Origin of the sequence: Bordetella tumulicola (genome assembly GCF_965138755.1) — a bacterium.
In the GTDB taxonomy this organism is placed as follows: domain Bacteria; phylum Pseudomonadota; class Gammaproteobacteria; order Burkholderiales; family Burkholderiaceae_B; genus Bordetella_A; species Bordetella_A tumulicola.
The window spans coordinates 99,826-122,293 of the sequence record NZ_CBCSFP010000004.1 but is presented as its reverse complement, the minus strand read 5'-3'; the positions used below and the strand labels follow the sequence as shown (position 1 = coordinate 122,293).

Below are 22,468 nucleotides of genomic sequence, written 5' to 3'. Positions count from 1 at the left end.
GGCCCCGCGCCGCTTACCCGTACTGCGTGCTTGCTACATCACGGCCCCCAACTGCCAGGGCACGAATTCATTCTGTCCATAGCCATGGATTTCGCTCTTGCTGCGGCGGCCCGAGGCGGTGTCCAGCATCAAACGGAAAATGCGCTCGCCCATGGCTTGCACATCGCACTCGCCATCGACGACTTCACCGCAGTTGATATCAATGTCGTCGGCCTGACGTCGCCACAGTTCGGTATTGGTCGCGAGCTTTAACGATGGCGACGGCGCACAGCCATAGGCCGACCCGCGGCCCGTCGTAAAACAAATCAAATTGGCGCCACCGGCCACTTGCCCCGTGGCTGACACCGGGTCGTAGCCCGGCGTATCCATGAACACCAGCCCGCGTGCAGTGACGGGCTGCGCGTATTCGTAGACATCAACCAGATTGGTGGTGCCGCTTTTGGCAATAGCGCCCAGTGATTTTTCCAGGATAGTGGTCAACCCACCGGCTTTATTGCCGGCAGAGGGGTTGTTATCCATTTCGGCATCATTACGGGCGCAGTAGTTTTCCCACCAACGCAGGCGCGCCAGCAGCTTGTCCGCAACGCCCGTCGATACCGCTCGACGCGTCAGCAGGTGCTCGCCGCCGTAGATTTCCGGCGTCTCGGACAGGATCGCTGCCCCGCCGTGACGTACGAGCAAGTCCACGGCAGCGCCCAACGCCGGGTTGGCACTGATACCGGAATAGCCATCGGAGCCGCCGCACTGCAAACCCACGATCAGATCACTAGCCGGCACAGGTTCGCGCTGCACGCGATTAACGTCATCGAGCATCTGTTCGATGAGCGCAATGCCCCGCGCCACGGCAAGTCGTGTGCCACCAGTGCCCTGAATACTGAACGTGTGTAGACGGCCGCTTTCCTGCAGATGCTCTTGTTCCATCAAGCCACCGATTTGATTGGTTTCGCATCCCAGGCCCACCACCATCAATGCACCGAAGTTCGGATGTCGCGCATACCCCCCCAACGTGCGGCGCAGTACCCGCAGAGGCTCGCCATCGCTACCGGTGGCACAGCCCGCGCCGTGAGTCAGCGCCACCACACCGTCAACATTAGGGTAAGCGGACAGCGCATCGGGATGGACATCGCGACGAAAATGATCGGCGATCGCGCGCGCCACCGTGGCCGAACAATTCACCGAGGTCAACACGCCAATGTAGTTGCGCGTGGCGATACGCCCATCCGCGCGCACAATGCCATCAAAGGTAGCGGGCTTGGCCACGTAGTCGGTGGCATGGGCATCCTGGCCCACTGCATAGTCGCGCTCGAAATCGGAGAACGCCAGATTGTGACTATGTACGTGCTGGCCGGGTGCGATCGCTTGCCGCGCAACGCCGATGATCTGGTTGTAGCGGCGTACCGGTTGTCCGGCCGCAATCGCCCTGATCGCCACCTTGTGGCCGGGTGGCACCAGCCCGGCTACGGTGACGTTTTCAGTGGGCAACCGTGTGCCGCCCACTAATTGCCGACGCGCAATCACGACATTGTCGGCGGGATGAATACGAATGACGGGCGTATCGCCGAAGCTGTCCATTAACGACCGCCTCCGACCAAATCAGGCAGCCACATGCTGACGCTGGGCACGTAGGTAATGACGATCAGCGCCAGGAACAAGGGCACCAGCCAGGGCAAGATAGCCATGGTAGTGCGCTCGACCGACAGTTTTGACACCCTCGCCAAGACGAACAGCACCATCCCCAATGGGGGATGCAGCAGGCCTATCATCAGGTTCAAGGTCATGACCAAGCCGAAATGGATAGGATCGATACCCAGCTTCAACACGAGCGGCAGCAAGATCGGCACCAAAATGGTGATGGCGGCAATGGTGTCGATGAAACACCCCACGACCAGGATCAGCAGGTTCGCCAACAACAAAAACACCCATTTGTTTTGCGTCACCGCCAAAATCGCGTCGGTCAATGTCTGGGCCGCCTGGGTGGTCGTCAACAACCACGCAAATACCGAGGCGGCCGTCACGATAAACAGCACTGACGCAGTGGTTTCAATGGTGTCGAATGTCGCCTTGGCAAGTGTGCGCAGCGACATCGAGCGGTAACGCACCAGGCCCAGGAACAGTGCCCAGATCACGGCGGCGACAGCCGCCTCGGTCGGCGTGAACCAACCCATCGTCATGCCACCGATGAGGATCACAGGCGCCATCAGCGCCATCACGGCCGAGAAATCAAAATACCAGTCAGCAGCCAACAACGCGACGAATGCCACAAGCGTCGCCGTATTGGCCGACACGCCAAACTCCGTCATCCCCCAGATAGACATCGGAAAGGCCAGCACCACCGCCACCTCGACCGCGGCGGCGCCCAGCAGTTTCCAGTCGAACGGTACATCGCCGCCCCAGTTATTCTTGCGGGCAAAATAAGCCACGGTAAACATCATCAACAGGGTCAATACGAGACCGGGCACGATACCCGCCAAGAACAGCGACCCAATCGACACGTTGGCCATCATGCCGTAAATCACAAAGGGCAACGACGGCGGCAGAATCGGACCCAGCGTGGCCGAGGCCGCCGTCACACCCACGGCGAATTCGGTGTCGTAGCCATGATCTTTCATCGCCTTGATTTCGATCGTGCCCAAACCAGCGGCATCGGCAATGGCCGTACCCGACATGCCAGCGAACACAACCGAGCCCACAATATTGACCTGACCCAGCCCACCACGCATCCAACCCACTAACGCGACCGCGAAGTTATAAATACGGCCGGTAATACCAGCGATATTCATCAAATTGCCTGCCAGGATAAAAAACGGCACGGCCAAGAGCGGAAACGACTCGACACCGGCGATCATGCGTTGGGCGATCACCACATCAGGCACGCTGCCCGACCACAATACAAACAACAATGAAGCACCAGCCATCGACACGGCCACCGGCACGCCAAAGATCATCAACAACAGGAAGGTTCCGATCAGAATTCCCATACGAGCTCCTTGGCCGTGGGTCAGTCCAGCGATTGATAGGCGGCGGGGTTTTCCAGCGACGAGTAGCCCTGGCGCCAGTTCTGCACGCTGACCTGTATCGAGCGCACAAACATCATGACAAAGCCGGCCAGCGCCAGCCAGTACACATAGGACTTGTTCCACATAATGGTGGTCATGGGTTCTACACCCACCAAATCGATGTAGACATACACCAGCCACACGGCATAGCCGAAGAACACCGTGCGCAAGACATCGATCAGCGTGGCCAACACGCGGGCAAGGCCTTTGGGCAAATAGCGATACAGGAAATCAACCTGAATATGACGGCAGATACGGACACACATAGCGGAGCCCATGAACACCACACCGATCAATGCGTAGACGGCCAGTTCTTCCGTCCAGGCAAACGAATTGTTCAACACGTAGCGCGTGAAAAACTGCAGAAATACCAATGCCGCCATGATCCAGAACAGCGTCAGGCAAAACCAGTCTTCAAACGCGTAGCCAGACAGATCGACGTCATGCTGCTGGTCGGCTTCCTCGAAGCTGTGGACAATGGACTCAACGGATGTTTCGTGCGAATGAGCCGCAGTATCGTCGTCGCCATCGGCACCGTACTGAACTATGGGGGGCGTACTGGCCCCGGCGTTCACGTGCATGTGCTCCTCCTATCGATGTCGTATCGCGGGTGCCGCAGACCGCGGCACCCCACCGGATCTACTTGATCGCCTGAATGGCTTCCCAATCGGCTTTTTCGTAGCCGTATTGCTCGAACGGCACTTTCTTCAGCACGATCTCGCGGAACGCATTGGTATCGACTTCCGCAACGTTCAGGCCTTTTTTGCGAAACACATCGACCAGTTCTTTTTCACGTTTGACGACTTCCATTGAGGCCGTGGCGGCAGCCTCCTGAGCCACTTCCGTAAAAATCTTGCGATCTTCTTCGGACAGGCTTTTCCATAATTTTCCCGAGATGACGGTATTCAGGTGATCGACGATATGGCCGGTCAGAACGATGTTCTTCTGAACCTCGAAAAACTTTTTGGCCTCGATGGTGGTCAACGGGTTTTCCTGGGCCTCGACCGTACCGTTTTGCAAGGCAAGGTACACCTCCGCAAAAGCAATGGGCGACGTGTTGGCGCCGCAAGCGCGCGGCATGGCCAAATAAGCGGGCACGTCGGGCACCCGCATTTTCAGGCCCTGCATGCCCTCGCAGGTCGTGAACGCGCGATTGGAGGTGGAATGACGCGTGCCGTAGTAGGTCGTCGCGACGATATGGTTGCGGCTTTTTTCCTCGTACCCCTTGGTCAGCGTCTTGTAGATATCACTCTTGGTATAGGCCAGCAGATGCTCGGGGCTGCGGAAGGTATACGGGTAATACGTCACGCCGATACGCGGAAAGCTCTTGGCGGCAAAGCTGGAACCGGAAATGATCATATCCACCGTGCCTAGCGTCAGGCCCTGGTTGATGTCGTTTTCCTTGCCCAGTTGCGAGGCGGGATACACATCAATGTGATAGCGGCCATTGGTGCGTTTTTCGATTTCTTTTGCAGCCCAAACCGAGCTGGTGTGAAATGGCTCGGAGGTCTCGTAGACGTGTGCCCACTTCAACGTTGTCTGCGCCAATGCACTGCCTGATACGGTCAGGGCAGCGATGGCCAGTAGCGACTTGATGGCGTTGCCTTGCTTCATTGTTGTCTCCTCTCTTGAGGTTGAGCAGGTGGCGGCGTGTCTTTTAATAATGGCCGCTGCCTTTGGTGGTGGTCAGGAATCACATACAAGTTGCACCTTGGTACTGCGCTTGCGATCGGCCGCCAATTCGAAGGCCTCGACCGCACGCTCGAGTGGCAATTGCGCACTCATTAATGGCCGCACATCGACCCGGCGCGTACGCAGGAACGAGACGGCCCAATCAAACTCGAGACCCGCGCGAAACGCACCGACGTAATCCAGCTCGCGTGCCATGATGTTGTTGGCGGGAAAAGCAATATCGTCTGCGGGTAATGTTCCCACCTGTACGATGCGGCCACCTCGGCGAGTCGCACTCAGACAGGTCTGCAGTGCGCCCAGATTGCCAGCGGCCTCGATGGCGACATCGGCCAGTTCTACTAAATCTGCAGGCGCCACCTGGTCGGACCGTATGGACTCGTCGGCCCCGACTTCGGTCGCCATCCGCAGCGGACGATCGGCGATATCCGTCACAATCACGCGCGCCGCGCCCGCGAGTCGAGCCGCGATCACCGTCATACAACCGATGGTGCCTGCCCCCGCGACCAACACGGTTTTACCCAACAATGGGCCCGCTCGATTCACACCATGCAGACCAATGGAGAGCGGCTCGGCACAGGCCAGCTCCCCCAGTGAAATATCCTCGTGCACGGGCGTGAGTTGACGTTCGCCCATGACGAAGCGCTCACGAAACATTCCCTGCACGTGTGGATAGACACTGGCGCTGCCTAGAAAACGCATGTTGCGACACAGGTTGTCGCGGCCGACGCGGCAATAGTCGCATTGACCACAGGGATGGGATGGATTAATGGCGACCTTCATGCCGGGCTGTACCCGCGTGACCGCGGCGCCCACGCGTAGCACCACGCCCGATGCCTCATGGCCGGGAATGAGCGGCTCTCGAATCACAAAGGCGCCGACACGCCCATGCAGGTAATAGTGCAGATCAGATCCGCAGATGCCCGCCGCCCCCAGCCGCAATTCGACGTCGGTTGGCGCCAGAGGGGCCTCGTCATCGGCCTCCAGGCGCAGGTCGCGCGCGCCATGAATTCTGCATGCCAGCGTCATGTTTTCACCTTGTCTGATGTGGGCACCCAATTGGCCATCAGGCGATCATATGAACACGACAAGTGATGGCGCATGGCATCGCGTGCACGCACCGCGTCGCCCGCCGCAATGGCCTCGACGACCAGGCCATGCTCGGCGATCGCCGCCTTCCAGCTTGCGGGGTTCTCAAAGTAGTCGCCCAGCTTGACCGAGAGCGGATTGTGACGTTCGTCGAATAGATCACCTACCACGCGCAGCAACACGGAGTTGCCCGTCATTTCAGCGACGCGCAGGTGAAACAGGCGATCCCCCTGAATAGGCACCTGTCCGGCGGCCGCCTCATCCCGCATGGTTTGAAGCGCCTCGCGTAATGCTGCCACTTGGGTCGGTTGCGCTAACTCGGCGGCCTGAGCAGCCAATTCGCCCTCGACCAACTGACGGGCGCGAATGGTTTCCAGCGGGCTTTCGGCCACCACGCTGTTCGCCGCATCGCGGCTGTGCACATAAATACCCGAGCCCATGCGGACCTCGACCAGGCCTTCGACCTCCAGCGCGATCAGGGCTTCGCGCACGGACGGTCGGGACACGCCCAGCTTGAGCGCCAAGTCACGTTCAGGCGGCAGGCGCGCACCGATAGGAAACTCACCGCTCTGAATCAACAGGCGCAGTTGATCGGCAATCTGGCGGTACAGGCGGCGAGGCTCGATGGGCTGAAAAGGCATAAAAAGGGAAAAAGAGAGAACAGGCAAAGAGGTAAAGTGGCCTTACCAATTTTTCCGCATCTTGCACCCAACTGGGGAAGCCTCACAATTAGGGTTTGCGCTAGGCGTCAACCGCCCCCCTCTGACGCAAGCAATACGAATCTGTTAAAAACGACCCGCCTACTTCTATGTGTCGCCTTCATGTCCCAATCTCCGCATCCTTCGCCCTATAAAAGCTCGGGCGGCCTACGCCGCATCGTGAATGCCTTGCGTTATTCGCTGCAGGGTCTGCATGCCGCGATTAAGTACGAAGCCGCGTTCCGCCAGGAACTCGTGCTGGCGATTTTGTTGATCCCGGCCGCCTTTTTTCTGGGGCGCACCACGGACGAGGTCTTTATCCTGATTGCCTCGGTCATTCTGGTGCTGGTCGTGGAATTGCTGAACTCCGCAATTGAAGCCGTGGCCGATGCCCTATCGGTCGAGACGCATACGCTGTTGGGGCGCGCCAAAGATCTCGGTAGCGCGGCAGTCATGCTCATGCTGTTGTTCACCGTCGCGGTGTGGGTAGGCGTCGCGATCAGCCGCTTTGTGATGTCGTAGTTCAGCCGCCAACCCTGCCAACCCCTGCCATGGCGGCATTGTGGAGCTGCTCAATGCCTCGTGCCAGACAGCAGCACGCAGAGTTAATGCCCTGATGACGGCCAGTTAGTGGGAGATCGGTCGCCGGATCGTCGAAGCCGAGCGGAAAGGCAAGCGACGGGCCGGCTACGGCAAACAGTTGATGGCTCGGCTGTCTACCGACTTGAGCGTCCGGTTCCGGTTCTATCCTTAACGCAGTACATAACGTATTAGCCGCCGGGCTGGCGGTGTTAGCCCATGGAGAAACGGCAAGACCTGAGTGCATGAGTGTTGATGCGCAAATGGCTCGGTTCTGTGAAGTGGGAATCCCTTTTCCTTTAGGGAAGGAAGCAGTCAAAAGACTATTGCGTCAGCACGCTTGGAGCCAACGCACTTTATACTTCGCATATGAACCAAGCGTCCTCTCGGGCTACCTCTGGCGAGCCCCATCATGTCATCATCATCGGCGGTGGCGCCGGTGGGTTAGAGCTTGCCGCCAAGCTCGGCCGCAAGCACGGTCCCAAACACGTCACGTTGGTCGATAGCCGGCCTATCCATATATGGAAACCCTCGTTGCACGAGGCGGCCGCCGGGACGCTGGATATTTACCAAGAGGGCCTGTCGTACTTGATGCTGGCCAACCTGTGCGGGTTCACGTTCACGCTCGGTGAAGTCCAGGCCGTGGATCGCGAACGGCGTTGCATTACGGTGGCAGAGGTACAAGATCCACAAGGCGATGTCGTGCTTCCCCAACGCGAGTTGCAGTACGACACGTTGGTGATGGCGCTGGGCAGTGTTTCCAACTTCTTTAATACACCGGGTGCGGCCGAGCATGCGGTGACGCTGGACACAACCGAAAGCGCCGAGGCTTTTCGCCTGACCATGCTCAAGGCCATGGTGCAGGTGGATAACGCCAAGGTGCAAAACCCCTCTGCCGAATTGAACGTGGTCATCGTGGGCGGCGGCGCAACGGGCGTCGAGTTGGCGGTCGAGCTGCATGAGGCTGGCGGCATGGTGGCCGCTTACGGGTTGCAGAATTTCCGTGCGGATCGGGATTTGATAATTACGCTGGTCGAAGGCGCTCCGCGCATTTTGTCCGCACTACCCGAGAAGATTTCCAACGCCGCCCATACGCGATTGACAGAGCTGGGCATCCGTGTAGAGACTGATTGCCGGGTGGCCGAGGTCACGGCCGATCACGTCAGAACGGCTGATGGACGCGAGTTTGCAGCGGGCCTGTGTATGTGGGCGGCGGGGATTCAGGGCCTGCCATTGATGGCGACTCTGGACATGCCCGTCAATCGCATTGGCCAGTTGATCGTCAACGGCCAGCTCGAATCTCCGGACCCGAATATTCTGGCACTGGGCGATTGCAGCGCCGTGCCCACGGGCGAAGAGGGTCGTACGGTACCCGCTCGCGCGCAGGCTGCACACCAAGAGGCCAGCTATTTAGTCCGCAAGCTGACGGCCCGCATTCGTAAAACGCCGGAGCCCACGGAACCGTACGTTTATCGCGATCACGGTTCGCTGGTATCGCTGGGCCAAGACACGGGGGTGGGCAGCCTGATGGGCAAACTGGCAGGACGTGGGCTATTTGTCAGCGGTACACTGGCGCGTCTGATGTACATGAGCCTGCACCTGATGCATCACCATGCAGTGCTGGGTATTTGGCGCACGGGCACGCTCGCTTTGGCACGTCTATTGCTGCGCCGTACGCATCCACGCGTCAAACTACACTGATCCCATGACCTTCATTCAACAACTCGAACAAGCCTGGGCTACCGGCAACACCCTGCTGCAGGTGGGCCTGGACCCGGATCCGCAACGCTTTCCGCGTGAGCTTGACGGTAAACCGGATGCGATTTTTCAGTTCTGCCGCGACATCGTGGACGCCACCGCGCCCTACGCATGCAGCTTCAAGCCGCAGATCGCGTACTTTGCGGCACACCGCGCCGAAGACCAACTCGAAGCACTGTGCGCGCATATCCGCACCCAGCATCCTGACCTGCCGATTGTGATGGACGCCAAGCGCGGCGATATCGGATCGACGGCGGAGCACTATGCTCGCGAAGCCTACGAGCGTTATGGCGCGCATGCGCTGACGGTCAATCCGTATATGGGGCTGGATTCAATCGAGCCTTATCTGGCATGGAAGGATCGCGGCGTGATTGTGCTGTGCCGGACCTCGAACCCCGGCGGATCCGATCTGCAGTTCTTGACGCTGGACAACGGCGAACCGCTCTATTTGCACGTGGCGGGCCTGGTGGCGGACAAATGGAATACCGGAGGTCAATGCGGCCTGGTAGTCGGCGCGACATTTCCCAAGGAATTGGCGGCAGTGCGCCAGCGCATTGGCGATACCTTACCCCTGCTGGTGCCGGGTATCGGCGCCCAAGGTGGCGACATCACCGCCACGGTGAATGCGGGACGTAATGCGGCAGGCGCCGGCATGATGATCAACTCGTCACGCGCAATTTTGTATGCCAGTGGCGCCGACGACTGGCGCGAGGCCGCCGCTACCGCCGCGCGCGATCTGCGCGACGCCATCAACGCCGTTCGTTAGTTAGTTCGTTAATACGCTCGGTCGATAATCAACCCGGCGAGCGAAACTCACGACCGGGTGCGACTGACAGGCTCGCCAATCAATTCCAGCAGCCCGCGCAGGGCATACACCACCGAGGCCTGTCTGACCTGTGTACGGTCGCCCGGAAAGACCTCCGTAAAAGCACGCGAGGTAATGCCATCCGGCCCGCGCAATGCGAACCCGAAACACACCATGCCCACCGGCTTGCCGGGCGTGGCACCCCCTGGCCCCGCAATGCCGGTCGTCGACGCGGCAATATGCGCCTGGGGAGTGGCCAGCAACACGCCATTGGCCATTTCCAGCGCGACGGCTTCGCTTACGGCGCCATAGCGATCCAGGGTATCGCCCGACACACTGAGATCGGCCATTTTGGCAGCGTTGCTGTAGGTCACGAAACCGCGGTCGAACCACTCGCTGGAACCGGCAACGGCGGTAATTGCCCCCGCCACCAAGCCCCCTGTGCAGGACTCTGCCGTGCCCACGATCAATCCGCGTCGCTGCAACGCGACACCCAGACGTTCGGCCAGGCCTAAAGCCTGGGCCTGAGAGAGCGAGGCCGGCGCCAATCCGGGCACGGGCTTGGACGGTATGCTCATTAGAAGACTCCAAAGCGCACAAGAATCGCCATGATCAGCAATGCATAGGCAGCCGCAACGATGTCATCCCACATCACGCCAAAGCCGCCCTTGACCTTGGCATCAAAGTATTTGATAGGCGGCGGCTTGGCAATATCGAAGAGGCGGAACAAACCAAAAGCGAGCAACTGTGCGTAGAAGGTGTCGGGCGTGAGCCACAAGACCAGCCAGAAAGCGACCATCTCGTCCCACACGATGCCGACATGATCCTCCACCTGTAATTCGCGCGCCACGCGATGGCACGCCCAGCAACCATAGAGAAATGCCAGGGCCAGAAATACGCCGATGGCCGGATCGGGAGCCGCCCCCGCGGCGGCGGCCCAAATCAGCCAGGCCAGCAAGGTCCCCCAGGTGCCCGATGCGGGGCGAAGCAAGCCGCTACCAAAGCCAAAGGCGATCAACCGTCCAGGGTCTTTCATGACCCAGGACGGCTTGGGGTAACGGACCCGCGCACGATCGCGCATGGAGGTGGCAGACGAGTCGCTGGACGAATCGCGAGAAGAATTTGACATGAATCAGGACACCGGAAAATGATCGAAACCGCGCGGCAAGCTGCGCATAGGTTGGCCGTCTGCACCGACCACGATCAGGCCGGGATCCTGTGTAATGTGGCCAATAGCAGTCACGGACACGCCCGCATGCGCGGCAACCTCGGTAACCCGAACATGCTGGTCGGGCGCAGCGGTAAAGCAGAGCTCGTACACATCACCGCCGCCCAGTACCGCCTGCCTGACAGCGGTCGGCGGTAACCCCTGTAGCGAGGGTGCGATGGGCATCGCGTCGTATTGCAATTGCGCGCCCACATGACTGGCCGACAATATATGCCCCAGATCCTGTAACAGGCCATCAGAGACATCGATGGCAGCATGCGCGACGTCGACCAAGGCCTGTCCGAGCGCGACACGCGGCTCGGGCCACTCGAGCGCCCGACGCGTCGCCGCCAGCAACATGGCGTCGGCGGGTAACTGGCCAGCGAGCAGACGATAGGCCACATCCGCGGCACCCAATGCGCCGGACACCCAGATCTGGTCACCCACTTGCGCCGCATCGCGATGCAGTGCACGACCGGCAGGTGCCGCACCAAAGACCGTCACACTGATCACGAGATCGTGCGGGCTGCGCGTCGTGTCGCCACCGATCAGCGGACAACCCTGCGCGTCGGCCAGGTCATGAAAACCCTGTGCAAAGGCGGCCAGCCAGGGTTCGCTGGCCCGCGGCAGCGCCAACCCGAGCACGCAACCGATCGGCTGCGCGCCCATGGCGGCTAAATCGGACAGATTAACGGCCAGAGACTTATGGCCGAGCGCCTTGGGATCGACGTCAGGAAAGAAGTGCCGCCCTTCGATAAGCAGATCCGTGCTGGTCGCGACCCGCATGCCGGCGGGCACCGGAAACAGCGCGCAATCGTCGCCCACGCCCAGCAGGCCGGCAGGCGCGGGCCGCTTGAAATAGCGCGAAATCAGATCGAACTCAGACGCCACAGAGGCCTCCATGCTGGGCCCTGCCGCAAAGCCCCGGCCTGCGCTTAACGGCGTTGAGAGGCCGCGCTGCGGACTTCGGTAGCCCGTACGTCGGCAGCCAGCTTGTCGAGCACGCCATTGACGAACTTGAATCCGTCGGTGCCGCCAAACGACTTGGCCAGCTCGACCGCCTCGTTGATGGCAACCTTATAAGGGACCTCGACGTGATGCACTAGCTCGTAGCTGCCAATCAGCAGAATGCCGTGCTCGACGGGTGACAATTCATTAAGCGGACGGTCGACATAAGGGGTAAAGCGTTCGCGCAAGCCGGGAGCTTCGCGAAACACGCCGTGCAAGAGCGTCCGAAACCACTGCGCGTCGGCTTCGGAAAAGTCTTCGGCATCGCGCAGGTGAGCATCAATCTCACCGGCCTCTTGCGTGCCTTCGCCACCACGCAGCAGCCACGCGTATACGCCCTGCAGGGCGAATTCGCGGGCACGGCGGCGGGCGCTGCGGGCGCTGGCACGTGCCTGGGCAGCGCTATCCGCGGCGATCGGTTTATTTGTCGTCAAAATCTTCGTCCTCGTCTTCGTCCTCGTCGTCGTCGCCCTCTTCGGGCTCAAGCGCCGCGACCAGGTTGGCCATTTCGACGGCGACCAGGGCGCAATCGCGGCCCTTGCCGGCCGCACGGGCCTGTGCCTGCTCGTCGGTGTCGACGGTCAGGACGCCATTGGCCACGGGGATGCCAGTTTCCAGAGAGATGCGCGAAATGGAACGGGCCATTTCGTTGCTGACGACTTCAAAATGGTACGTTTCGCCGCGGATGACCGCACCCAGGGCGATCAGAGCGTCGAACTCGAATGTTTCGGCCATGTGGGACAGCGTCACGCCCATCTCGAGCGCGCCGGGTACCGTGACCACCATGACATCGCGCTCGTCGACGCCCTGCTCAGCCAGTTGCTGCAGGCAGGCGTCAAGCTCGGCTTGACCGATTTCTTCGTTAAAGCGAGCGCGCACGATGCCGATGTGCAGCCCTTCGCCATTCAAATCAGGAGTGAGGATGTAAGGATTCATGTTTCAGCCTAAATGAGAGGTGGCGGAGGTAGCAGGGTCGCAATCGTAACCCGTAACGGTCAGGGAAAAACCGGCCATGCTGGGCATTTTGCGTGGACGGGCCAGCAAACGCATCTGGCCGACATTCAAATCACGCAAAATCTGGGCGCCAATACCGTAGGTGCGCAGTCCGTAGCGATCGCCATCGGTACGGGGGTGCTCGTCGGCACCTGTCCAACCGGCGATCTGCTCGAACAGGTGCTCGGTGGACGACTGGCAATTCATCAGCACCACGACACCCGCGGGCGTCTTGGTGATGGCTTGCAATGCGCGTCCAACACCCCAGCTATGGTCGGTCTCGCCTGTATCCAGCGCGTCCAGAATGGAGGCGGGCTCGTGCACCCGCACCAGGGTTTCGCGTTGCGGATCAATATCACCGTGCACCAGTGCCAGATGGGCAGAGCCGTTGGCGGTGTCTTGGTACGCCACGGCGCGGAACTCGCCCCACGCGGTTTGCATGGCGCGATCACCGACACGCTTGACGACGGACTCGTGCTCGCTGCGATATTGGATCAGATCGGCAATAGTGCCGATTTTCAGGTTGTGCTCGCGCGCGAACTCGACCAGATTGGGCAGGCGGGCCATCGTACCGTCGGGATTGAGGATCTCGCAGATGACGGCGGCCGGCGTCAGACCCGCCATCGCAGTCAAGTCGCAACCCGCCTCGGTATGGCCAGCGCGCACGAGCACCCCGCCAGGCACCGCCCGGACCGGGAAAATATGGCCCGGTTGCACCAGGTCGCTGGGCTTGGCGTCGCGTGCCACAGCGACCTGAATGGTGCGGGCACGGTCGGAGGCGGAAATACCGGTCTCTACACCGACCGCGGCCTCGATGGACTGGGTAAAGTTGGTGCCGTAGCGTGTGCCGTTGCGGCTGGCCATCAGGGGCAGCTCGAGCTGTCGGCAACGCTCTTCGGTGAGCGTCAGGCAAACCAGGCCGCGTCCGTACGTAACCATGAAGTTAATGGCCTCGGGCGTGACAAACTCGGCGGCCATGACGAGGTCGCCCTCATTTTCGCGGTCTTCTTCGTCGACCAGGATAACGATACGACCGGCGCGCAGCTCGGCGATGATCTCGGCAACAGAAGCGATATCAAAGGATTCGGGCGCGGCGTCGGGGGCGACGGAAGCAAGCGGAGCGGACATAAAGTCAGGAAAGCCGGGCGTAAAAATGATAATTTTACCCGCCCTTCGCGTTAACCGGGGCGACAGCGTCCGGCGCACCTCGCCACGCGCCCTGCCCTGCGCCTCGAACGGTACACTGCACGCACGCAGCACATCAAAAATCAGACAGAAAAACCATGCAGAATCTTGCCTCTCTACCCGCCGTTGTGGCCGCAGGCATCAACATCGTTCTCACCGATATCGACGACACCCTGACCACCGAGGGCCGGTTACCCGCCGACGCGTATGCCGCACTCGAACAGTTGGACACCGCCGGGATTCAAGTGATTCCCATCACGGGTCGCCCGGCGGGCTGGTGTGACCATATTGCCCGCATGTGGCCGGTACGCGCCGTCGTAGGCGAAAACGGCGCGTTCTATTACGCCTACGATCGCGTGGCGCGCCGCATGAAAACCCACTATTGGGCCGATGCCCAAACCCGTGCGAAAAACCGTGCCCAGTTAAACGCCATTCGCGACCAGGTGTTGCGCGACGTACCCGGTACGGCGGTGGCCAGCGACCAGGATTACCGCGTTGCCGACCTCGCCATCGACTTTTGTGAAGACGTGCCGCCGCTGCCCGACACCGAAGTCAGCCGCATCGTGGATATTTTTCAGGCGGCCGGCGCGCAGGCCAAAGTCAGTTCGATTCACGTGAATGGCTGGTTCGGCGACTATGACAAGCTCAGCATGACCCGCACGCTATTTGAACGGGAGCTGGGATTGGACATCGACCACGTGCTCTCCGAATGCGTGTTCATCGGCGACTCGCCCAATGATGAACCCATGTTTGCCTTTTTTCCGGTGTCGGTGGGCGTGGCCAACATTCAGGCACTGTTACATCGCCTGACGCATCGCCCTGCCTACGTCGCGGCTCGACACGGCGGCGGCGGCTTTGTCGAGATGGCCAGCCACCTGCTCGCGGCGCGCAACGCTGCTGGACGACTCGCATGACAAGCCCAGGCACCACGGCGGCCCGGCCCGGTGACGGACGCCGCAGCATTCAATCCGTCGAGGTCGGCTTTCCTTTGCTTGCCGCCCTGGTAGAAGCCGGCAAGCCGTTGACCCTGCGTGATCTGGCCAACGCTGCTGGCATGACATCGGCGAAGGCCCACCCCTATCTGGTGAGTTTTATCCGGGTCGGCCTGGTGCAGCAAGACGGCATCACCGGCCAATATGAGTTGGGACCCTTTGCCCTGCAAATGGGGCTGGTCAGCCTGCAACGGCTGGACCCCGTGCGCGTGGCGTTACCCGAGATTGCCGAGTTGCAGTCCAGCATTGGGCACACCTTGGGCATCGCCGTACTGGGCTCGCACGGCCCCACCATGATTCACATGACCGAAGCCAGCTATCCTGTTCACGTCAATATGCGCAAAGGCACGGTCATGTCCATGCTGCATACAGCCACCGGCCTGGTGTTTGCGGCCTGGCTGCCGCCCAAGATTGCCGAGCACTATATTCAGCGCGAGGCCGGCGACACGGCGGTCATTGCGGGCCAACAACCGCCTCGCAACGTGACCTATGCCGACGTCGAGGCGCGGTTGGCCGACGTCCGCGTGCACGGTATGGCGCGCGCGATCGGCAACCCGCTGCCCGGTGTCGACGCCCTGTCGGTGCCGGTCTTTGACAATACCGGCAATGTCACCCTGGCCCTGACCTGCCTGGGCCCCTCGGGCCTGTTTGATGTCACCTGGGATGGTGCGATTGCCCGACCCTTACTGGCCTGTGCTCGTGAAATTTCGCGCAAGCTCGGCTATCGTGCATAAAAGCGCGAAAAACGAACAAAAGAAAAAATACGAACAAATTCCGAAAACAAAGCTCGGCCAGTTTCCGCTTGAGTAGTTTCGTTTGTTTGTGTTTGAATACCCAAAACATGTCATTTGTTTGTCATATTCAAACGCACAAGAGGAGACTCGATCATGCAAGCCTTACGCCTGCTGCGCGCGACTGCTGCCGCAACTTTGATTTTTGGTATCCCGGCCGCCCACGCTGCCGATGCCGACACCTGCACCAATCGCGGGGACCTCGACAAGATGTATTGCGACGCCAATAACGATCTGGTCGCGGATACCCCCACCGACGCTTCCCAGCAAAAAACGCCTTCGACGTTGGTATTTACCTACACCCCGGTCGAAGACCCGGCTGTATATGCGAACATTTTCAAGCCCTTCACCGAGTACCTGGGTGAATGCACCGGTAAACGCGTGGTGTTCTACCAAGTGCAAAGCAACGCCGCCGAGATCGAAGCCATGCGCTCGGGCCGTCTGCACGTAGGCGGATTCTCGACGGGCCCCACCGCCTATGCCGTGAATATTGCCGGCGCGGTACCTTTTGCGGTCAAGGGATACGCCGATGGTTTCCAGGGCTACAACCTGATCGTCATCGTCAAGAAAGACAGCCCCTATAAAAACCTGGTCGACCTGAAAGGCAAAAAGCTCGCTCACACCTCGCCGTCGTCAAACTCGGGCCATATGGCGCCGGTTGCTCTCTTTCCCAAAGAAGGCCTGACCCCCGACAAAGACTACAAGATCATCTTCTCGGGCAAGCACGACCAATCCGTGATGGGCGTGAACTCCGGTGACTACGATGCCGCCGCCGTGGCATCCGACGTATTTGGCCGCATGGTCGAACGTGGTCAGGTCAAGGAAGAAGACTTCCGCATCATCTACCGCAGCGAAAAATTCCCGACCTCGTCGTTCTCGTACGCACATGACCTGGAACCGGCTTTCCGCGACAAGATGCTGAAGTGCTTCTACGACTATCGCTTCCCCGAAGAGATGAAAAAAGCGTTCGACAACGCGGATCGCTTTTATCCCGTCACCTACCAAAAAGACTGGGCCATCGTGCGCCAAGTCGCCGAACAGGGTGGCGAACGCTTTAACCGCGACGCGTATGAGCGCGAAACCGCGAAGAACAAGGGCAAGCAGTAAGTCATGACCACATCTTTACGCATTTCCGGCCTGGTCAAGGAATACCGGGCCGGCAACCCTGTACTCAAAGACATCAATCTGCATGTGCAGGGTCAGGGCGTCACGGCCATTATTGGGCCGTCGGGTACAGGCAAGAGCACACTATTACGTTGCGTTAACCGACTGATCGATCCGACGCGTGGCGAGATCGTGCTGCAAACCGCTGACGGCACGGTCGATCTGGCCGATGTCCGCGGTACGGCGTTGCGCCAGGCGCGGCGTCGCATCGGCATGGTGTTCCAGGAATACAACTTGGTCGAACGCCTGACCGTCATGGAAAACCTGTTGACCGGTCGCCTGGGCTATAGCGGTGCATTCAAAGCCTGGATGCGCCGTTTTGAGGCTGACGACATCGAGCGTGCGTATCAGTTGCTGGACGTCGTGGGTTTGAGTGGTTTTGGCGACCAGCGCGCCGATGCCCTGTCTGGCGGACAACGCCAACGTGTCGGTATTGCACGCGCCTTGATGCAGCGCCCGCAATTGCTGCTGGCTGACGAACCGACCTCCTCGCTCGATCCGAAAACCTCGGTCGAGATCATGGAACTCCTGGCGGAACAGGGCTCTGCCAATGGCATTCCCGTGCTGATCAATATTCACGATGTCGAATTGGCACGCCGTTATGCCAACCGCATTATCGGCATGTCCGGTGGACACGTGGTGTATGACGGCGATGGCCAGGGTCTGGACCCCGACATGCTCAAAGCCATCTACGGAGGCGAATCTTGGCTGACGTAAAACGCCGTCCGTTTGCGCTGTCGTGGCAGGCCAAGCTGATTGCCCTGTTGATATTCGTATACGCGCTCTATGCTGCGGGCCAACTGGACTTCAGTCTGGACCGCTTTCAACGTGGCCTGGGTCACGCCGCCACGCTGCTGGGCCGCATGTTTCCGCCGCATATCCAACAACCCGAGACGCTGTGGCAGGGGTTGGTGGAAAGCCTCGAAATCGCCGTCCTGGCGTCGGTCCTGGGCATCCTGATCGCGTTGCCGGTGGGCTTGCTGGGCGCACGCAATCTGATGCCCGTCTGGGCATCGTGGCCCGCTCGCGCCATTGTGGCGCTGTGCCGTTCGCTGCACCCGGTGATCGTTGCCATCCTGTTCGTCAAGGCCGTCGGCTTTGGTGCGCTGGCGGGGATTCTAGCCCTGGCGGTGGCCTCGATCGGCTTTATTGGAAAACTCTTCACCGAGTCCATCGAAGAAATCTCGCTCAAGCAAGTCGAGGCCGTGCGCGCCACGGGCGCCTCGTTCGCCAACGTGATTTTGTTCGGTGTATTGCCACAGGTTTTTGCACGCTTTATCGGCTTTGCAACGTATCAGTTCGATTCGAACCTGCGAAACTCCACGATGGTCGGCATCGTGGGCGCCGGGGGGATCGGAGGCACGCTGTTCTCGGCGTTTCAACGCTTTGACTACGATTTCGTGGCGGCGATCCTGATCACACTGATCATCATCATTATGCTGGGCGAAGTTCTGGCTCGCTTCGTACGTTCGGTATTCTTGGACAACCTGGGATTCGACACCCTCTTCTCGCGTCGTTTTAATGCCGCGCGCGGACTGGGAAGCAAACCACTGGCAAAGCCGGAGGCCGACGAATGAGCGCCCCCACGACAACGCTGGGAGCCAGCGGCTACCCTCGCACCTGGCAACGCTATACATCCGGACAACGGTTACTGCGCTTTGCGCTGTATCTGCTCGTGGTGCTGGCCATTGTGCAAGCCATCCGCCACGTCGAGGTCATCCCCGAGTTTCTGTATGACGCTCCGGAGCAAATGGCGGACCTGCTTGGCCGCATGTGGCCTATCGATTGGGCCTACTACCCCGAAGGGGTGCATGCAGCCCTGATGGAAACCCTGCACATTGCCACGCTGGGTACGATTCTGTCGGTGATACTGGCCGTGCCCGTCGGATTGCTGGCTGCAAACAACTTGACGCCCAATCGGCTGATCAATCAGCTCGCCCGATTGATTCTCGTCTCAAGCCGTTCGGTTAACTCGCTGGTCTGGGCCTTGCTGTTTATCGCGATATTTGGGCCAGGCGCCTTGGCCGGTACACTAGCCATTGGGTTTCGGTCTATTGGCTTTGTAGGCAAGCTGGTAGGCGAAGCCATCGAAGAGGCTCACCGCGGCCCGGTCGAAGCCCTGACCGCAACCGGCGCCAGTTCCAGCGCCGTGCTGTGGTACGGCTACTGGCCCCAGATTCGACCGGCCTTCTGGTCGATCGTCTTGCTGCGCTGGGACATCAACGTACGCGAATCCGCCGTGCTGGGCTTGGTCGGCGCTGGCGGGATCGGGATGGCGCTCGATACCGCCCTGAACCTGTTCCAATGGGATCGCGTTGCGCTCGTGCTGGCCGCGATTTTCGCGGTGGTCATCGTCGCGGAAGTCATCATCACGCAGGCACGCAAGCGGATTCTGTAATCTGTGGTCACATCAAATGGCGGCTAACTGCCGCCATTTGATGAAGATTTTATGACAAGTCATCAAAATCCGCGACATATTGGGTAACATCGCTGCTCCTCCAGTATCGATCGTTGCCATGTCAGAACAAGAATTGAAGTTGCACGTCCCGGCGTCTGCACGCCGGGCAGTTTTACAAGAAGTTCGCCAGCGCGACGCAACACGCGTGCGGCTACATGCGCTGTATTTCGATACACCCGCTCGTGAACTTGCCAACGCGCGCATTGCCTTGCGGCTGCGCAAAGAGGGCAGCAACTGGGTGCAGACCCTGAAAATGCCGGGGGCCGATGCGATTACGCGTGTCGAAATCAATCACCCGCGACCGGGCCCAGTGCTCGATCTGTCCGTCTATGCCGGCTCCGAATTCGAAGGCCCGCTCTCCGCGCTGAAAGGCGAACTGGGCGTGCGCTACGAGACCGATGTGCAGCGTCTGTTGCGCAAGGTTCGCAGCCGTTACGGCTCGATTGAGCTGGCATACGACACCGGCATACTGCGCGCGGGCTCGTTAGAACTGCCGATTTCCGAACTGGAATTCGAATTGGTCTCCGGCCGGCCGGCCGCCATCTTTACCGTTGCACGCCGCTGGCAGCAACGTCATGCCCTGGTACTGGATACGCGCAGCAAATCCGAACGCGGCGATGCGCTGGCCAGCTTGGCGAGCCAACTGAGCGAACAGGACGCGAGCGGCGACCCAGATACCGTCCAAGCGCACCGCAGCAAAGCGATTGCCCGGTTTTGGGCGCCCTGTGGCACTTCGCCCGCGAAACTGCATGAGGACATGACACCGGCCGAGGCCATGGGCCGCGTCGCCGAGGAGTGCTTGAATCAGGTTGCACGCAATGCGGCTGTGCTGGCCGAAGTCGATACGCTAGGCGTATACCCGGCGGGCAACTCCGAACACGTCCACCAACTGCGAGTAGGCATGCGACGGCTGCGGTCCGCATGGCGCTTGTTTGACGGCTGGATTACACCGCCCCCCGACTCGGTCCTGGAAGGTGTGCGCACGCATTTTTCCGCATTTGGAGAAAACCGTGATCAAGACGTGTTGAACGAGACGGTCACACCGATACTGGAGCGTGCCGGCATGCCGGCGATCAGCTTTGAAGTGACGCCGCCTGACGTGGACTCGCAAAGCATTGCAGCCAGCAAGGCCTTTCAAGGATGGTTACTGGACACCCTGGAATGGAGCCTCAGCGTGGAGCCCCCCCAGCCGGCTACCCTGCCAGCGATGCCCGAGCCCTCCGATATCGCGCCCGAGCCCTCTTTCAGCCTGGATGGCACTGCACCTGCGCTCGCGGCGACGCCCACCCTGATCATTCCGATGAATACGCATGTCAAACCGCCGTCGCTGCGCAAGCTTCTGACTAAGCGTCTGCACCGCTGGCATAGCAAAGTCGTCGAGCAAAGCAAGGATTTTGCGGCACTGGATATTCCTGCGCGCCATGATTTGCGCAAGCGTGGCAAACGCCTGCGCTATGGCCTGGCCTTCGCGCAATCGCTGCTCCCCCAAACACAGCTGCGCACCTATCAAAAGCAGTTGGCGAAAGTGCAGGATGTGTTGGGGGAAATCAACGACCTGGCAATGGCCAAGGAGTACTACCACGCGTGTGTCGGCACGCATCCCCAGGCCTGGTTCGCCTTGGGATGGATCACCGCCAGACTCGAAAAGCTGACGGGAGAAGCCCAGAAGGAATTCGATCAGTTGGCGGCCAGCAAGCCGTTCTGGAAATAAGCACCAGATTGAGCCGGCCGATCCGGCTCAATCGTCCGACAGCAGCGCAGCGGCAAACTCATCGGCCACAAAGGGCTGCAGGTCTTCCATGCCCTCGCCCACGCCAATCCAGTACACCGGAATAGGACGCACGCCATTGCTGCCCGCCGCGACAGCAGCCAGCGTACCGCCCTTGGCGGTACCGTCGAGCTTGGTCACCACCAGGCCCGTCAGATTGATCGCCGCATCAAAGGCGCGGATCTGCGCGAGCACGTTCTGACCGGTATTGCCGTCAACCACCAGCAAGACTTCGTGTGGCGCGGCGCTGTCAGCCTTGCCAATCACGCGGCGGATTTTTTTCAATTCTTCCATCAGGTGCAACTGCGTCGGCAAACGGCCCGCCGTGTCCACCATGACGACGCCCGTGTCGCGCGCGCGCCCCGCATTGACGGCATCAAAGGCCACCGCGGCCGGATCACCGCCATCCTGGGCGATGACGCTCACGTTATTGCGAGCGCCCCATTCGATCAATTGCTCTCGCGCGGCGGCTCGAAACGTATCCCCCGCGGCCAACAACACGCTCGCGCCTTGCTGCTGGAAGGTGTGCGCCAGTTTGCCGATCGAGGTGGTTTTACCCGCGCCGTTGACACCGGCAATCATCACCACCAGTGGCTTGGCCTTGTTTAAAGGAAACGCGCGCTCCAGCGGGCGCAAATGATCGGCCAGCAACTGACGCAACGCGATCTTCACTTTTTCGGGATCGTCGAGACGCTCTTTACGCACGCGCGCACGCAGCGCGGTCAGCATTTTTTCGGTGGCCTCGATACCCGCGTCGGCCATGATCAGCGCCGATTCAAGCTCTTCGAACAAGCTCTCGTCAACCTTGACGCCCACGAACAAGCCGCCCAGGTTTTGTCCGGTACGCGCCAAACCCTGCTTGAGTCGGCCCAACCAGGACGACTTTTTCGCAACGGGTGCCGGGGCGGGCTCGGCGACGGCCTGGGAAGTGGGTGCCGGCGTCGGCGCCAGCTCAGGCCTGGGCTCAGGTTCAGGTGCCGCAACAGGCGGCGTGTCTGAAACCGGCACGACGGGCGCTGGCGTGGGCGCAGGGACGGCCGGCGACCTGGATACGGGTGTAGAGGCGACTGCGGACGACTGCGAATGCTCGGGTATCGGCTCGGGTGTAGGTACCGGTGGTGCCGCTACCGGCGCAGGCGCAGTTGCCGAAGTGGGCTCCTGAGCCGAAACTGGCTCAGGTGACGGTGCTAGTTCAGGTGTCGGCGCGGGAGTCGGTGCCGGCCGCGTA

General features: G+C 60.4%; 22 protein-coding genes and 2 pseudogenes. 11 read left to right on the top strand and 13 right to left on the bottom strand.

Annotated features, from left to right (window positions below):
• Nucleotides 1-33 precede the first annotated feature (33 nt).
• The 6 genes from ACNAZS_RS13095 to ACNAZS_RS13070 all read right to left on the bottom strand — a co-directional run bounded on the left by ACNAZS_RS13095 (nt 34) and on the right by ACNAZS_RS13070 (nt 6,475).
• Entirely contained in the window at nt 34-1,572 is a 1,539-nt protein-coding gene (locus ACNAZS_RS13095) for a UxaA family hydrolase (protein WP_415789877.1), read from the bottom strand.
• Nucleotides 1,572-2,978: a TRAP transporter large permease gene (locus ACNAZS_RS13090; protein ID WP_415789875.1), complete on the bottom strand. Its 1,407-nt coding sequence runs from the start codon at nt 2,976-2,978 to the stop codon at nt 1,572-1,574. The genes ACNAZS_RS13095 and ACNAZS_RS13090 overlap by 1 nt, the downstream gene beginning before the upstream one ends.
• A gap of 20 nt (nt 2,979-2,998) precedes the next feature.
• A complete protein-coding gene (locus tag ACNAZS_RS13085; RefSeq protein WP_415789873.1) occupies nt 2,999-3,637 on the bottom strand; it encodes a TRAP transporter small permease in 639 nt (212 codons plus the stop codon).
• 58 nt (nt 3,638-3,695) lie between these two features.
• Nucleotides 3,696-4,670 carry a sialic acid TRAP transporter substrate-binding protein SiaP gene (locus tag ACNAZS_RS13080; RefSeq protein WP_415789871.1) on the bottom strand — a complete coding sequence of 325 codons (975 nt, stop codon included), beginning with the start codon at nt 4,668-4,670 and terminating at the stop codon, nt 3,696-3,698.
• A gap of 72 nt (nt 4,671-4,742) precedes the next feature.
• Entirely contained in the window at nt 4,743-5,774 is a 1,032-nt protein-coding gene (locus tag ACNAZS_RS13075) for an L-idonate 5-dehydrogenase (protein ID WP_415789868.1), read from the bottom strand.
• Nucleotides 5,771-6,475, bottom strand: coding sequence for a FadR/GntR family transcriptional regulator (locus ACNAZS_RS13070; protein WP_415789866.1), 705 nt, complete (start codon nt 6,473-6,475; stop codon nt 5,771-5,773). The genes ACNAZS_RS13075 and ACNAZS_RS13070 overlap by 4 nt, the downstream gene beginning before the upstream one ends.
• Before the next feature lie 180 nt (nt 6,476-6,655).
• On the opposite strand from ACNAZS_RS13070, the gene ACNAZS_RS13065 reads away from it, so the two are divergent.
• From ACNAZS_RS13065 to pyrF, 4 genes and pseudogenes are all read left to right on the top strand, one after another.
• Nucleotides 6,656-7,054, top strand: coding sequence for a diacylglycerol kinase (locus ACNAZS_RS13065; protein ID WP_415789864.1), 399 nt, complete (start codon nt 6,656-6,658; stop codon nt 7,052-7,054).
• A gap of 37 nt (nt 7,055-7,091) precedes the next feature.
• Nucleotides 7,092-7,271, top strand: a pseudogene (locus ACNAZS_RS13060) (DUF1016 N-terminal domain-containing protein); the annotation flags it as partial.
• A 209-nt stretch (nt 7,272-7,480) separates the two neighbouring features.
• On the top strand, nt 7,481-8,812 hold the full coding sequence (locus tag ACNAZS_RS13055) for an NAD(P)/FAD-dependent oxidoreductase (protein WP_415789862.1): 1,332 nt from the start codon (nt 7,481-7,483) through the stop codon (nt 8,810-8,812).
• A 4-nt stretch (nt 8,813-8,816) separates the two neighbouring features.
• Nucleotides 8,817-9,635 (top strand): orotidine-5'-phosphate decarboxylase, encoded by an 819-nt coding sequence (pyrF, locus tag ACNAZS_RS13050; protein WP_415789860.1) that lies wholly within the window; start codon nt 8,817-8,819, stop codon nt 9,633-9,635.
• A 47-nt stretch (nt 9,636-9,682) separates the two neighbouring features.
• On the opposite strand, the gene ACNAZS_RS13045 is transcribed toward pyrF, so the two are convergent.
• From ACNAZS_RS13045 to ribBA, 6 genes are read right to left on the bottom strand one after another with little or no spacing between them, the layout of a single operon-like run.
• Nucleotides 9,683-10,252, bottom strand: a complete 570-nt coding sequence (locus tag ACNAZS_RS13045) for a CinA family protein (RefSeq protein ID WP_415789858.1) — start codon at nt 10,250-10,252, stop codon at nt 9,683-9,685.
• Complete coding sequence (locus ACNAZS_RS13040) at nt 10,252-10,755, bottom strand: phosphatidylglycerophosphatase A family protein (protein WP_415790328.1); 504 nt, start codon at nt 10,753-10,755, stop codon at nt 10,252-10,254. The genes ACNAZS_RS13045 and ACNAZS_RS13040 overlap by 1 nt, the downstream gene beginning before the upstream one ends.
• A gap of 51 nt (nt 10,756-10,806) precedes the next feature.
• Entirely contained in the window at nt 10,807-11,784 is a 978-nt protein-coding gene (gene thiL, locus ACNAZS_RS13035) for a thiamine-phosphate kinase (RefSeq protein WP_415789856.1), read from the bottom strand.
• Between the two features lie 32 nt (nt 11,785-11,816).
• A complete protein-coding gene (nusB, locus tag ACNAZS_RS13030) occupies nt 11,817-12,305 on the bottom strand; it encodes a transcription antitermination factor NusB (protein WP_415790326.1) in 489 nt (162 codons plus the stop codon).
• 4 nt (nt 12,306-12,309) lie between these two features.
• Nucleotides 12,310-12,825 (bottom strand): 6,7-dimethyl-8-ribityllumazine synthase, encoded by a 516-nt coding sequence (ribH, locus tag ACNAZS_RS13025; protein ID WP_415789854.1) that lies wholly within the window; start codon nt 12,823-12,825, stop codon nt 12,310-12,312.
• Nucleotides 12,826-12,828: 3 nt separating this feature from the next.
• Complete coding sequence (ribBA, locus tag ACNAZS_RS13020) at nt 12,829-14,010, bottom strand: bifunctional 3,4-dihydroxy-2-butanone-4-phosphate synthase/GTP cyclohydrolase II (RefSeq protein WP_415789851.1); 1,182 nt, start codon at nt 14,008-14,010, stop codon at nt 12,829-12,831.
• Nucleotides 14,011-14,165: 155 nt separating this feature from the next.
• Between ribBA and ACNAZS_RS13015 the strand changes: the two genes are divergently transcribed.
• The 7 genes from ACNAZS_RS13015 to ACNAZS_RS12985 all read left to right on the top strand — a co-directional run bounded on the left by ACNAZS_RS13015 (nt 14,166) and on the right by ACNAZS_RS12985 (nt 21,183).
• Nucleotides 14,166-14,981, top strand: a complete 816-nt coding sequence (locus tag ACNAZS_RS13015) for an HAD-IIB family hydrolase (protein ID WP_415789848.1) — start codon at nt 14,166-14,168, stop codon at nt 14,979-14,981.
• Entirely contained in the window at nt 14,978-15,793 is an 816-nt protein-coding gene (locus tag ACNAZS_RS13010; protein ID WP_415789845.1) for an IclR family transcriptional regulator, read from the top strand. The genes ACNAZS_RS13015 and ACNAZS_RS13010 overlap by 4 nt, the downstream gene beginning before the upstream one ends.
• A 153-nt stretch (nt 15,794-15,946) precedes the next feature.
• A complete protein-coding gene (gene phnD / locus ACNAZS_RS13005) occupies nt 15,947-16,957 on the top strand; it encodes a phosphate/phosphite/phosphonate ABC transporter substrate-binding protein (protein WP_415789843.1) in 1,011 nt (336 codons plus the stop codon).
• Between the two features lie 3 nt (nt 16,958-16,960).
• Nucleotides 16,961-17,731, top strand: a complete 771-nt coding sequence (gene phnC / locus ACNAZS_RS13000; RefSeq protein ID WP_415789840.1) for a phosphonate ABC transporter ATP-binding protein — start codon at nt 16,961-16,963, stop codon at nt 17,729-17,731.
• Nucleotides 17,719-18,591, top strand: coding sequence for a phosphonate ABC transporter, permease protein PhnE (gene phnE, locus ACNAZS_RS12995; RefSeq protein ID WP_415789838.1), 873 nt, complete (start codon nt 17,719-17,721; stop codon nt 18,589-18,591). The genes phnC and phnE (ACNAZS_RS12995) overlap by 13 nt, the downstream gene beginning before the upstream one ends.
• Nucleotides 18,588-19,412, top strand: coding sequence for a phosphonate ABC transporter, permease protein PhnE (gene phnE, locus ACNAZS_RS12990; protein ID WP_415789836.1), 825 nt, complete (start codon nt 18,588-18,590; stop codon nt 19,410-19,412). The genes phnE (ACNAZS_RS12995) and phnE (ACNAZS_RS12990) overlap by 4 nt, the downstream gene beginning before the upstream one ends.
• A gap of 118 nt (nt 19,413-19,530) precedes the next feature.
• Nucleotides 19,531-21,183 (top strand): CYTH and CHAD domain-containing protein, encoded by a 1,653-nt coding sequence (locus ACNAZS_RS12985; protein WP_415789834.1) that lies wholly within the window; start codon nt 19,531-19,533, stop codon nt 21,181-21,183.
• A gap of 27 nt (nt 21,184-21,210) precedes the next feature.
• Here ACNAZS_RS12985 and ftsY read toward each other — a convergent pair.
• Nucleotides 21,211-22,468 (bottom strand): annotated as a pseudogene (ftsY, locus tag ACNAZS_RS12980) (signal recognition particle-docking protein FtsY); the annotation flags it as partial.